Consider the following 13,407-nt stretch of genomic DNA (forward strand, 5'->3'; position numbering starts at 1 on the left):
TCAACAATCTCCCCTTCCCAAGGCCCTAGAAGCGCCCCTATTACTCACCTCCAGCAGACAACCATCAGACACACCAAAAGGCTCAGGGCCCCACACCATGATGGTGCAGGGCCCTAAGCCTTAGGCTAGAGAGCTAAACTCTCACAGCGCCTTAGCGGGAAGAAATGACGCGCTCGGAGAAGCGGTTCGGGTTACCGAAACGGTGTGCGGTAATCGAAACAGCCTGCTCGCGGAGGAAGGGCAGCATCTCGATACGGCCAGCCTCGGTGACGGGTGCGAAGTACACTGCAACGTCCGGGCGACCGCCCAGTGCCGAGTAGATGGACTTCTCATCGTTACCGATGTAGCGGATACGGGTGCCTTCCAGCGGGGTACCAGCCAGTGCGCGAACCGGGGTCTTAGCGTTCGAAGCCAGGTACTCGCGGAACTGAGCGTCCGACTTGACTTCGTACTTGATGCCCTTGTTCTCGAGGACGCCACGGACGTCGACCGGCAGGTCCTTACCGACGGACAGAGCAACCGGTGCGTTAGCTGCCAGACCGGCGAGCACAACGCGCAGGGTCTCTGCTGCGGATGCGGACTCGTCTGCACGAACCAGAACCTGGGTGGGTACGTAGCGCAGGATGTTGCGCTCCACGCCCAGCTTCGAGGGATCGTGACCGAAGCCGAACTCGGTGTCCCAAGCGTGTGCGTCAGAGGAGACACCGCGCTTGATGAATGCGAAGTCCTCGCGCTTGCCCAGCTCGGAGTTCTCGATGGTAGCCAGGGTCTCGCGGACGGTCACGGACTGGGTGACAGCGGTTGCGGTTGCCTGTGCCGGCTCCCAATCGGACAGAGCGATCAGGTAGCTGGGGCCACCAGCCTTGGTACCGGAGCCAACGGTGGACTTCTTCCAACCACCGAAGGGCTGACGCTGAACGATTGCACCGGTAATTGCACGGTTGACGTACAGGTTACCTGCCTGGACCTTGGAGAGCCACAGCTCGAGCTCGTCAGCATCCAGCGAGTGCAGACCTGCGGTCAGACCGTAATCGGGTGCGTTCTGCAGCTCGATTGCCTCTTCCAGGGTGTCAGCGGTCATGATGCCCAGGATGGGGCCGAAGTACTCGGTCATGTGGTACTCGGAACCGGGCTTGACGCCTTCGCGAACACCGGGGCTCCACAGGCGACCGGTCTCGTCCAGCTCCTTGGGCTGAACGAGCCAGCGCTCGCCCGGGCCGAGGGTGGTCAGACCGCGCAGCAGCTTCTCTTCCGGCTTCTGAACAACGGGGCCCATCTCGGACTCGATGTCCTGCGGGTGTGCCACGTGCAGGGAGCTGACGGAGTCAAGCAGCTGACGGCGGAAACGCTCGGACTGTGCCACGGAGCCAACCAGGATGACGGTGGAGCCAGCGGAGCACTTCTGACCTGCGTGGCCGAATGCCGAGTAGACGACGTCCTTGACGGCGAGGTCGATGTCAGCGTTCGGGGTGACGATGATGGAGTTCTTACCCGAGGTCTCACCGAACAGGGGCAGGTCATCACGCCAGGAGCGGAAGAGCTCAGCGGTCTCGTAACCACCGGTCAGGATCAGGCGGTCAACCTCGGGGTGCGAGATGAGCAGCTTGCCTGCAGCGCGGTCAACAACCTTGACGAGCTTCAGAACTTCCTTGGGAACGCCTGCATCCCACATGATCTCTGCGATCAGGGCACCGGTGCGAGCGGTGATGGTTGCGGGCTTGAAGATGACAGCAGAACCTGCAGCCAGACCAGCCAGAACACCACCGGCGGGGATAGCGGTCGGGAAGTTCCACGGGGGAACAACCAGGGTCAGGTCAACGGACTTGGGCTTTGCGCCGTCAATCTTCTCGAGGTCCTCAGCCAGCATTGCGTAGTAGTATGCGAAGTCGATTGCCTCGGAGACCTCGGTGTCGCCCTGCTCCAGGGTCTTGCCAGCCTCAGCTGCCATAACCTCCAGCAGGTCACCGCGGCGCAGTGCGATAGCCTTACCGACCTTGCGCAGAATCTCTGCACGCTCGTGGCCGGAGAGCTTGCCCCATGCCTTACCAGCTTCCTCAGTTTCCTTGATCAGCTTCTCAGCCTCAGCCTCGCTGGTCAGCTCGTTAGCCTTGAGGGTGTCGATGCCCAGCTTGGTGGTCTTGGAACGCTCGAGGATTGCGCGGCCCCACTCGCGGTTACCGGAGAGTGCGGGGTCGGTGTCGGGGGTGTTCTCGAAGCGGCCGGCCGGCACGAAGACGTTGTCCTCGTTCTCGGTCAGACGGTTCTGGGTGCGCTTGGAAGCGGGAACCTCGTCGGTGACGGAGTTCAGTGCACGCATGAAGCGGTCCTCTTCGCGCTTGAAGATGGACTCGTCGGTTGCCAGGTCGAAGATACCGGACATGAAGTTCTCGGAGGAAGCATTCTCCTCGAGACGACGGATCAGGTATGCGATAGCAACGTCGAATTCCTTGGGGTTCACGACAGGCACGTACAGCAGCAGGTGGCCAACGCGGCGGCGGATGATCTCTGCCTGCTGCTCAGCCATACCAATCAGCATCTCGAACTCGACGCGATCCTTCACGCCGCGGTCCTCGGACAGCAGCAGTGCGAAAGCAACGTCGAAGAGGTTGTGGCCTGCAATACCGAGGCGGACGTTCTTCACGTGCTCGGGGCGCAGTGCGTAGTCCAGAACGCGCTTGTAGTTGGTGTCAGCAGCCTGCTTGGTGTCCCAGGTGGTCAGCGGCCAGCCGTGCATAACAGCTTCCACGATTTCCATGGAGAGGTTTGCACCCTTAACCAGGCGGACCTTGATGCCTGCGCCGCCAGCAGCAACGCGCTTTGCGGACCACTCCTGCAGGTGCTGCATTGCAGCCAGGGTGTCGGGCAGGTATGCCTGGAGCACGATACCGGCTTCCAGATCCTTCAGGTGGGGCTGGTCCAGGATCTTGGTGAACACCTCAATGGTGAGGTCCAGGTCCTTGTACTCCTCCATGTCCAGGTTGATGAACTTCTTGGGGGAGCTAGATGCAGCCAGCTCGTACAGCGGGGTCAGGCGGCGAACAGCGGTCTCAACGACCTCGTCGAATGCCCAGTGCTGGTGGGGGCCGGAAACAGCGGACACCTTGATGGAGACGTAGTCAACGTCGTCACGTGCCAGCAGGCGCTTGGTCTCAGCCAGGCGGTGCTCTGCTTCCTTGTCACCCAGAACTGCCTCACCGAGCAGGTTGACGTTCAGGCGGTTACCGGTCTTGGTCAGCTCTGCAATTGCGTCGCCCAGCTTCTCCTCGGAAGCGTCGACAATCAGGTGACCAACCATCTCGCGCAGCACGCGGCGTGCAACGGGAACGGTGGGCCATGCGACCTTGCCAGCCAGCTTGCCACCGAAGCCAACAGCGGACTTCATGTACCAGGGCAGGAAGGAAGGTGCCAGGCCGGAAATACGAGAGAGGTTGCGGCCGGAGACGTTGTCGTCTTCGGGGCGAATAACGCCATCAACAAAGCCGACGGTGAAGGGAAGACCATTGGGGTCCTTCAGAACACCGGCGAGCTGCTCAGCTGCGAAGGTGGGCTTGATCGACTGGGACTCGTTTACCCACTGGCGAACAAGCTGACGAGCTTCCAGAGCCATCTTCTGGTAGTGCTCAGATGCGAAAGGATGGGTCATCCTTGACTCCTAACTATCTTACTGTGTGCGGTGCACACCACGTTTGGCGATGTCTCTATTTCACCACAAAAGGGTAATAAATACCTCATTAGAAAAACTGAATGTTTTTTCCAAAATTCATTTAGATTTTCTTAATGATTGTGTAGCGTGGTTCCCGCCCGGCAACCCTCCGAACACCGAGCCCAAAGAGAAGAAACGAAGACCATAGCAACATCGCTATCCATCCCTCTCAGGCTAGCACTTTCAGAACGCAAATACCGAACCCATTCCGTAACAATCGAACACTTCAAAACCATTCCCAAAAGCATCTTCGCCCCTGAGAATCATCACGTTCACGCAAAATACCCGTCACACAAGCCAACACACACATCCGCGGCTCCCGCCGTCTCAAAAAGAGCCGCAACAAAGCCCACGCGGTACCATAGACAAGAGTCCACAATGAGAGACGCACCACGGAAGAGCTCAGCGGCACAAACTGCAGAACAACCGGGCGCGCCAGGGAGGAAATAACGTGTCAATCTACGACATCCGACGCATGCAAATGCTCCTCGAAATCCAAGAACGCGGCACCATCATCGCCGCCGCAGAAGCACTCAGCCTCACCCCCTCCGCCGTCTCCCAGCAGATTGCCACCCTCGAAAAAGAAACCGGCACCCCGCTGTTGCAGCGCATCGGCAGGCGCGTACAGCTCACCAGCGCCGGACTCATCATCGTCGACAGCGCCCGTAGCATCCTGCGCGAACTCGACCGCATGCAAACCTCCGTCGCCAACCTCACCGGCGAACCCGCCGGCATGGTGCGCCTCGCCATCTTCCAGTCCGCCGCCTTCGCGTTGCTACCGGAAACCCTCAGCTACCTCGCCGAGCACGCCCCCTCGCTCACCCTGCAGGTACTGCAAATCGACCCCGAAACCGGCACCTCCCTGACCCGAAGCCGCGAATACGACATGGTACTCTCCGAAGCCTACCCGCACCACCACATCCCTGAATACCCCGAGCTGCACTCCGAACTGCTCACCGAAGACCCGCTCAGCCTCATCGTGCCCAGCACCTCCACCATCACCTCCATTGAAGAGGCGCACGCACTCCCCTGGGTCCTCGAAATGGAGCAGAACACCTCCCGCAGCTGGGCACTCAACCAGTGCCGCACCGCCGGGTTCGAACCGGTCATCCGCTACAGCGCCAACGACATGATTACGAACTCCAACCTCGTCAAGGCTGGATTCGCCGTCACCATCGTGCCCGGCTTCATCCTCTCCTCCCTCTCCACCACCGAGGGGCTACGCATCGTCGAGCTACCCGGCAAACCCTCCCGCAAAATCTTCACCGCGGTACGCCGCGAATCCGCCGCCAACCCCGCCATCGCCATGGTGCGCGAAGCACTGCACCACGCGGTCAAGGTAGCATTCGGCGAGCATGAAAAGACCGAAACCGCATAGGAAAACTCAGCCGCCGCCCATGCCGGCACACCAGACAAAGCAAAGGTCGGGGCCGTTCCCACGAACGACCCCGACCTTTCACTATGCCTTTTTGAACAGGCGCCTATATATAGAGGTATAAAAGTACAGGCAGCGGAGCTACTCCCCCGCCGCGCCCATCCTTAGTAGGAGCCATAGGGGCCAGCGCAACCGCTAGTTCAGCGCAGCAACCACAGCCGGGCTCTGCACCTCATAGAACGAAGAGGACAGACCAGCCGCCGCCATATCCAGCACAGCGCTCACGTGCACATTCTTCAACGCAGAACCGGCAACACCAGAAGCCACTTGATAATTCAGCTGAACATCCAGACGGTGACCGCGAGGAATAGCAGTACGCAACTCCAGAACGTTCTCACTGCCGGAACCAGCCTGACCGGTCTGTTCGCTACGGCGCACCGCATCAAGATTCAGAGCATCCACCGGAGCCACCAGGGCCGAAGCACCCAAGTTGCCCGAAGGCAGCACCGCCTGACCAGAGGTCACGCGAAGAGTCACCGCAGGATTCAGCAACAAGCCGGTCTTCGGATCCTGCGCGCGAGCGCGCACCATCAGGCGAGTACCCACCGGCAGGGTCGAATTACCCTCATTAATAATGCTCAGGCGAGTCGGCAGATTCTTGAACGCAACAGTACGCGCAGGCTGGCTCTGCATAGACACAGCCTGTACACCGGACGCCGCCTTCAACTCCAGGCGGATGCACGACTCGTTATAACGCATCGGCACCTGCACCAGCGCGGAGCTCGCCGCGCCGCCATGCTGTCCACGCTGGCCACCACGATGTCCGCCGGGACGCTGAGTCACCGGAGTACCGTGCGCGCCGCGCCTGCCGCCCGAACGAGTTGCCGCCTCCGCAGCGCTCACGCCACCAGCTACCAGGGCAGCCGAAGCACCCGCAACCTTCAACGCGGTACGGCGAGAAGCGTTCATCAGATTATTCTTAGTCATTTTCTACTCCCCTAAGCCTTCGCGATACGGTACACGCCGCTAATCGTGCCTTGCCACCAGGTGCCGTAACGGTCAATCGTGCCCACCATCTGCAGGGTGTCACCGCCACCAAGCAGCAGGCTCACATGCTGAGGCAGGCGCTGCTCGTGCATCGTCTTACCGGTTTCCATATCAATCGCGACAGCCCACGCGTAGGCACCATTCGCCAAACCAGCCGGACCGCGGCGACGCTCACAGGTGTAAATCAGACCGTCAGCAGTGGAATAGCGAGGAACAGCCGAAGAGTACACATCCTTACGGTCCCAAATCTTACGCAGACCGCGGTCGGTAATATCCCAACGCTCCATACCGGGGGCAAAAAGCGCGTTCGCAGGAACCGACGGGCCGGCGCCCTCCGGGTACTTCGGGTAGGGGTAGCCGTAGGTGCTTGCACCGACCATCGTGTTACCCACACCAATCATGGAGTTCTCAGTGCCAGAAGTACCGGCAGTAAACAGGCCGGCGCTACCGACCTTCGCACCGTTATCAGTGCGGTACACAATGACCGACTCCTGAATATCAGAGTTATCGGTCAACATCACATAGTCCGAACCGTTCGGACCAAAGAACGTCGGGGAGGCACCGGAACCCCACGCGAGCTTACCGGGCTTGCGGGCGCTACCTCGATCGTAGGCATGCCACCACTTGAGGGTGGGCGCACCGGTTGCGGTAGCGTTCAGCATATAAATAGCGTGGGAGGTCACCACGCTCACACCCTGCGGGCACGCCGAAATCGAATTATCGATACGCTCGCCCGCAATCGACGCCTTATTCAGGCGCATCGAGCGAATCGTGCCGCGGGCAGAATCAATCACCGCAATGTAGCCGTTCTTCGTCGCAACCCAAATGCGACCTGACCAATCGGGCACCAGACCAACCACAGCGTCATTGGCGCTCTGGGCAAGCATGCGGCTCAGGTCAATGCGCTCATCAACCCGGATGCTGCGTCCGTCAGCAGAGTGCGAGAGGCGCAGCAGGCACTGAGATCCATCCACCAGAACCATGCGATCCTGTGCGTCTAGGTAGGCGTACACGCCACCGAGCAGTGCGCCCTTCGGGATGTCCAGGTGCGAAAGTTCACGACCGGTATGCGGATCAAGGATAGAGAGCTTCGGGGTGATGAACTCACCGTGGGCGAAGACCTGGGTGCAGAGCACCTGAATGAAGCCGTCGCGTCCAGCAAGGATCGTCGGGCAGGCGCCGCCAAGCTTCGTGCCGGTAATCTTCCAATTGCCTGCGCCGGGGCCGGCAAGAGGAGTAGCGTCGGAAGACTGGGCATCACCGTGCATGGTGGTAATGCCGGGTGCGCCCAGGTGCGGATTCGCCTGGGCGTTATAGGTGGGGGTCATGGTTGGTTCTTTCTAACGGTGAGTGGTACACACCTTCAATGGAGTGCACTAATATGCGCTTTCACGTGCGCAAACGTTTCACATTGTAGGGTCAGAAAGCAGTTTTTGACGACACTAAAGGGCACCTTGAAACATTGTTCAGGTGGTGCTTGAGAGCTTCATCAGGAAAGCTCTCAGCACTACCCTTTCAGATTCAAGGTGCCCTTTACCCCATCACCACGGACCCTCATACCCGCAACGCCTCATACCCGCGGCGATTATTTCAGCTACTTCTCCATCAGAGCCTTTGCCAGCGCATCATCAAGAACCAAGTCAGTAATTGCGCCCGTACGCAACGCGCCGCGCAAAGCACGCACACGGTGAGTACCGGACGCAACGCAAATACGGCGCGGAATGCGGGCAAGCTCCTTCGGAGTCGGACCGGACGCACGCTTATTCAACTCAAGATCAGCCCACGAGCCGTCCTCACGCAGAAGAATCGTGCACATATCCCCCACAACGCCCAGCTCACGCAACTGACGCTGCTCCTGCACCTCAAAATAGCCACCCGAATACACGTGAGAAGGAATAGGTCCACCAAAAGCACCCACGCCAAAAATAGCGAGGTCAACATTCTGCTGGGCATGCAGATTCTTCTGCACGCTACGCTCACGCCACATGGCGGTCTTGGTGTCCGCATAGTCAAAGAACGCGGGAACCGGAAAATGGATAGTCTGCGCATCATAGGCATTCACCAACTGCCCCAGCAAGGAACCCAAGTACGGAATACCCGAATGGTGCGCATTACCGGCGCCGTTCATCTGCACGACAGTCACGCCTTTCAGAGGACGACGCGGCAGATGACGAGAAATCTCAGTCATCGTTGAACCCCACGCCACACCCAGGCTCGTTCCATTATCAATCAGGGAATCAAGGAGAGCCGCCGCGGTACGGGATACCTGACTCATACGGGCAATGGGGGTAGCATCCGAACGGACATTCACGAGAGTAACGCGCACCTTATAGCGCTCACCGATGCGGCGCTCAAGCTCGCTGCGGGCACGGAAGGAATCATCTAGACGGATCTGCACCATGCCGCTTTCACGAGCACTTTTAAGCAGACGTGACACAGTGGCTCGAGAGACCCCCAGACGGGCCGCGATAGCGTCCATCGTCATGTTGTGAATGTAGTAAAGCTGCGCTGCCTCGTAGGTATGGTTAGCGCGTTCGTTCATCTGCCACAGACCCCCAGTGAAAATCCGTTCATACTGCTTGGTTATTATTTCACCATTGGGTTTTACTAAATGCAAGATGAAACCCCCACGCCGCACAAGCGGCAATACAGGAAAGAGCAGTACATGAGCTCCCAGCACATTGCACAGCAGTCTCAGCTGACCGCCGAGTCCCGCGCCAAGGCGCTCAAGAGCATGGTCAACGAAGAACTCGACATCTTGGTCGTCGGCGGCGGCATCACCGGTGCAGGCATTGCCCTCGACGCAGCAACCCGCGGTCTGCGCACCGGTATCGTCGAAGCAGGCGACTGGGCTGCAGGCACCAGCGCATGGTCCTCCAAGCTCGTTCACGGCGGCCTGCGCTACCTCTACAACCTCGACTTCAAGCTCGTGACCGAAGCACTGACCGAGCGCGGCCTGCTGCTGAACAAGATCGCACCCCACCTGGTGCACGCACAGCCCTTCCTGTGGCCCCTGAAGATGCCCGTCATCGAGCGCGCATACTCCGCAATCGGCATCGGCATGTACGACACCCTCGCATTCCTCGGTTCCCGCGGCAACAAGGGCGTCCCCTCCCAGCGTCACTTCACCAAGACCGGCACCAAGACCGTCTTCCCCGACATCAAGGACTCCGCATTCAGCGGCGCAATCCAGTTCTACGACGCACGCGTTGACGACGCACGCCTCGTCATCGACGTCGTCCGCACCGCTGCAGGCTACGGCGCACTGGCTGCATCCCGCACCCAGGTTGTCGGCTTCACCAAGGACGTATCCGGCCGCGTCATCGGCGCCGAGCTGGCAGACCTGGAAACCGGCGAGCGCCTGAACGTGCGCGCAAAGCACGTCATCAACGCAACCGGCGTGTGGACCGAAGAGTCCGAGTCCCTCGCTAACCCCGAGGGTGGTCTGGAGGTTCTGGCGTCCAAGGGTATCCACATCGTGGTTCCCCGCGACCGCATCAACGCAACCAGCGGTATCTTCACCAAGACCGAGAAGTCCGTTCTCTTCATCATCCCCTGGCAGCGTTACTGGATCATCGGCACCACCGACACCCCCTACTCCGAGGACCGTGAGCGCCCCGTCGCAACCAGCAAGGACATCGACTACGTGCTGATGCAGGCTAACAAGCTGATCGCTAACCCGCTGACCCGCGAGGATATCATCGGCACTTACACCGGTCTGCGTCCGCTGCTGCAGCCCAAGGTCAAGGACGGTGCAGCATCCACCAAGGTTTCCCGCGAGCACACCGTGACCGAGGTTGCACCCGGCATGAGCGCAATCGCAGGCGGCAAGCTCACCACCTACCGTGTCATGGCTGCCGACGCTGTCGACTTCGCACTGGGCGAGAAGGCTAAGCAGAACCCCTCCGTGACCGCAACCATCGGCCTGGTTGGTGCTGACGGCTACCACGCAATCGCCGCTAACCGTGCACGCTACGCAGAGCGTTACGGCTGGGACGAGGACCGTATCACCCACCTGCTCGAGCGTTACGGCGCACAGATTGAGGACCTCGGCGCTCTCATCGACGCTGACCCGTCCCTCGGCGCTCCCCTGGCTAAGGCACCCCAGTTCCTGCGTGCAGACGTCGTCTTCGCTGTCCGCTACGAAGGCGCCCTGCACCTGGAGGACGTGCTGGTCCGCCGCGTACGCCTCGACCTCGAGCAGCGCGACCGCGGCCTGGCAGCAGCAGACGAAATCCTCGACATCATGCGTGCCGAGCTCGGCTGGGACGACAAGAAGGTCAAGGAAGAGCGCGACCTCTACGCCGCACGCGTGCAGGCTATCCGCGAGGCGGAGTCCACCTCCACCGACGCTGAGGCATCGGCAAAGATTGAGGCTGTCACCCCCGTGGCACCTCGTGTGAAGCTCTAATCCTTAAAGATTCCACACATACCTTTCGTAACCGATTATTTGGTACGAACCGACCGTTCACCCCTCACCGAGCATGGGTTATCTCATATTTTCGGTGAGGGGTGGACGAGAGGTTAAATAACCGTTTACGATAATCCCCTGCATAAGAAGCAGCGAGCTAAATACAGGGTTAACCCACTGGTACGATCTGCTTCTCATCCAGAAACATCTATCAATTTTTCGTAGCAACCGCTACACATTTCAGCACAGCGTTGTGCCCCGATCCGCCCGTGCGGTGAGGACGCACGGGAATGCGCAAGCAAAGGTTCGCTTGCCTTCCAGACGCTTCGTCTTCAAGGAGCATCAATGTCTCTTCTTGCTTCCGCAGGAACTGTACTTGCAGCCGGCTCTTCCGCTCTCGTGGATGCATCCGGCGCCCCCACCACCCTCGGAATCTTCGCTTCCGAGTTCTTCGGTACCTTCATCCTGATTCTGCTCGGTGCCGGCGTATGCGCCGCAGTGACCCTCAAGAAGTCCTACGCTAAGGACGCAGGCTGGGGTGTTATCACCTTCGGATGGGGTCTGGCAGTGTTCACCGCCGTGTACCTCTCCTTCCATTCCGGTGCACACCTGAACCCCGCAGTGACCGTCGGCCTGGCAACCGCAGGCCGCGACCTGGCAACCGGTGTTCCCGCAACCGCAGGCAACATCGCCCTGTACATCATCGCTCAGATGCTCGGCGCAATGGCCGGCGCAACCGGAGCGTACCTCACCTACAAGAAGCACTTCGATGAGGACCCGGGCGACCGCCTCGGCATCTTCGCAACCGGCCCCGCCATCAAGTCCTACGGCTGGAACTTGCTCACCGAGATTATCGGCACCTTCGTCCTGATTGGCTGGATCATCGCATCCGGTAAGACCCCCGCCCAGACTGGCCCCTTGGCTGTTGCCCTGGTCGTTGTATCCATCAGTATGAGCCTCGGTGGCGCAACCGGTTCCGCTATCAACCCCGCACGTGACCTCGGCCCCCGTATCGCCTACACCTTCCTGCCCATCCCCGGTAAGACCGGTTCCAACTGGTCTTACGCATGGGTTCCGGTTGTTGGCCCAATCATCGGCGCTATCCTCGCAGGCCTGATCGTTCCGGCAGTTCTGCCCCTCTAAACCTCTCTAATACCCCCCCGTTCTTTTGTTCTAAGGAAAAATCAATGACGACTTCTCTGCACTCCGCAACCCTCAACACCGAGCGCAAGTACATCCTCTCCATCGACCAGGGCACCACCAGCTCCCGCGCAATCCTGTTCAACAAGGCAGGCGAGAACGTAGCGCACGGTCAGCTCGAACACGAGCAGATCTTCCCCAAGGCCGGCTGGGTCGAGCACAACGCAACCGAGATTTGGCAGAACGTCCGCAAGGTCGTAGCAACCGCAATGGCAAACGGCGACGTCAACCACCACGAAATCGCTGCAGTCGGCATCACCAACCAGCGTGAAACCACCGTCGTGTGGGACAAGAACACCGGCGAGCCCGTCTACAACGCAATCGTCTGGCAGGACACCCGCACCCAGGAAATCGTTGAAGAACTCGCAGGCGAAGAGGGTGTTGGCAAGTACCACGACATCGTCGGCCTGAACCTCTCCACCTACTTCTCCGGCCCCAAGATCAAGTGGATTCTGGACAACGTTGAAGGTGCACGCGAGCGCGCAGAGCGCGGCGACCTGCTCTTCGGCAACACCGACACCTGGCTGGTCTGGAACCTGACCGGTGGTGTTGACGGCGGCGTGCACGTCACCGACGTGACCAACGCATCCCGCACCCTGCTGATGAACATCCGCACCCTGCAGTGGGATCCGCAGATTGCAGCCGACATGGGCATCCCCATGAGCATGTTGCCCGAGATTAAGTCCTCCTCCGAGGTGTACGGCTTCGGCCGCCCCACCGGCCTGCTCAGCGGCACCCCCATCGCGGGTATCCTGGGTGACCAGCAGGCTGCAACTTTCGGCCAGGCTTGCTTCGAGAAGGGCATGGCGAAGAACACCTACGGTACCGGTAACTTCATGCTCATGAACACCGGCAACGAGCCCGTCTTCTCCGACAACGGCCTGCTGACCACCGTCGCCTACAAGATTGGCGACGCAGCACCCGTCTACGCTCTGGAAGGTTCGGTCGCAATGAGCGGCTCCCTGATCCAGTGGCTGCGCGACAACCTGCGCATGATCGAGAACGCTGCAGAATCTGAGGAACTGGCTACCTCCGTTGAGGATTCCGGTGGCTGCTACGTCGTTCCCGCATTCTCCGGCCTGTTCGCACCCCACTGGCGTTCCGACGCTCGCGGCGTGATCGTTGGTCTGACCCGCTACGTGAACCGTGCACACATCGTGCGTGCAGCACTGGAAGCAACCGCCTTCCAGACCCGCGAGGTTCTCGACGCAATGAACGCTGACTCCGGTGTTGAGCTCTCCGAGCTGCGCGTGGACGGCGGCATGACCGCTAACGAGTTCCTCATGCAGTTCCAGGCTGACATCCTCGGCGTTCCCGTGATCCGCCCGAAGGTTATTGAGACCACCGCCCTGGGTGCAGCATACGCTGCAGGTATCGCTGTTGGTTTCTGGACCGGCGAGCAGGACGTTGTGGACAACTGGGCCGAGGACAAGCGCTGGCTGCCCTCCATGGAGCCTGCAGAGGTCGACCGCCAGTACCGCCTGTGGAAGAAGGCTGTCTCCCGCACCCTCGAGTGGGTTGACGAGGACGTTCAGACCGCCTAATCGCAGTACCCGTCGCCTAACGGCACGGCCCGCGTACTAACGAAGCCCCGGCTGCTTCTCCCCCACTGTGGGTGAACTGCCTCCCGTTTCTTGGACATCAAAACTAAAGTCCAAGAAACGGGAGGCT

Annotated in this window: 8 protein-coding genes; 4 read left to right on the forward strand and 4 right to left on the reverse strand. The window is 60.1% G+C overall.

Annotated elements, in window-relative coordinates; all coding sequences use genetic code 11:
- Positions 1-151 precede the first annotated feature (151 nt).
- On the reverse strand, positions 152-3,643 hold the full coding sequence (locus RQ593_RS05135; protein WP_311449988.1) for a bifunctional proline dehydrogenase/L-glutamate gamma-semialdehyde dehydrogenase: 3,492 nt from the start codon (positions 3,641-3,643) through the stop codon (positions 152-154).
- A 511-nt stretch (positions 3,644-4,154) separates the two neighbouring features.
- Between RQ593_RS05135 and RQ593_RS05140 the strand changes: the two genes are divergently transcribed.
- Positions 4,155-5,081 carry a LysR family transcriptional regulator gene (locus RQ593_RS05140; protein WP_298457352.1) on the forward strand — a complete coding sequence of 309 codons (927 nt, stop codon included), beginning with the start codon at positions 4,155-4,157 and terminating at the stop codon, positions 5,079-5,081.
- Between the two features lie 192 nt (positions 5,082-5,273).
- On the opposite strand, the gene RQ593_RS05145 is transcribed toward RQ593_RS05140, so the two are convergent.
- From RQ593_RS05145 to RQ593_RS05155, 3 genes are all read right to left on the reverse strand, one after another.
- Entirely contained in the window at positions 5,274-6,065 is a 792-nt protein-coding gene (locus RQ593_RS05145) for a transcriptional initiation protein Tat (protein WP_298457349.1), read from the reverse strand.
- Positions 6,066-6,076: 11 nt separating this feature from the next.
- Entirely contained in the window at positions 6,077-7,453 is a 1,377-nt protein-coding gene (locus tag RQ593_RS05150) for a 6-pyruvoyl tetrahydrobiopterin synthase (protein ID WP_311449989.1), read from the reverse strand.
- A 266-nt stretch (positions 7,454-7,719) separates the two neighbouring features.
- The gene (locus tag RQ593_RS05155; protein WP_049359844.1) at positions 7,720-8,667 is read right to left on the reverse strand and encodes a sugar-binding transcriptional regulator; all 948 of its coding nucleotides are present in this window, start codon (positions 8,665-8,667) and stop codon (positions 7,720-7,722) included.
- 123 nt (positions 8,668-8,790) lie between these two features.
- Here RQ593_RS05155 and RQ593_RS05160 point away from each other — a divergent pair, with 123 nt between their 5' ends.
- The 3 genes from RQ593_RS05160 (at position 8,791) to glpK (ending at position 13,280) form a co-directional block, all read left to right on the forward strand.
- Complete coding sequence (locus tag RQ593_RS05160) at positions 8,791-10,536, forward strand: glycerol-3-phosphate dehydrogenase/oxidase (RefSeq protein WP_311449990.1); 1,746 nt, start codon at positions 8,791-8,793, stop codon at positions 10,534-10,536.
- A gap of 345 nt (positions 10,537-10,881) precedes the next feature.
- Positions 10,882-11,679: an MIP/aquaporin family protein gene (locus RQ593_RS05165; RefSeq protein WP_049332597.1), complete on the forward strand. Its 798-nt coding sequence runs from the start codon at positions 10,882-10,884 to the stop codon at positions 11,677-11,679.
- A 44-nt stretch (positions 11,680-11,723) separates the two neighbouring features.
- Positions 11,724-13,280 (forward strand): glycerol kinase GlpK, encoded by a 1,557-nt coding sequence (gene glpK, locus RQ593_RS05170; protein WP_311449991.1) that lies wholly within the window; start codon positions 11,724-11,726, stop codon positions 13,278-13,280.
- Positions 13,281-13,407: the final 127 nt, after the last annotated feature.

Origin of the sequence: uncultured Rothia sp. (assembly GCF_963507905.1) — a bacterium.
Classification (GTDB): domain Bacteria; phylum Actinomycetota; class Actinomycetes; order Actinomycetales; family Micrococcaceae; genus Rothia.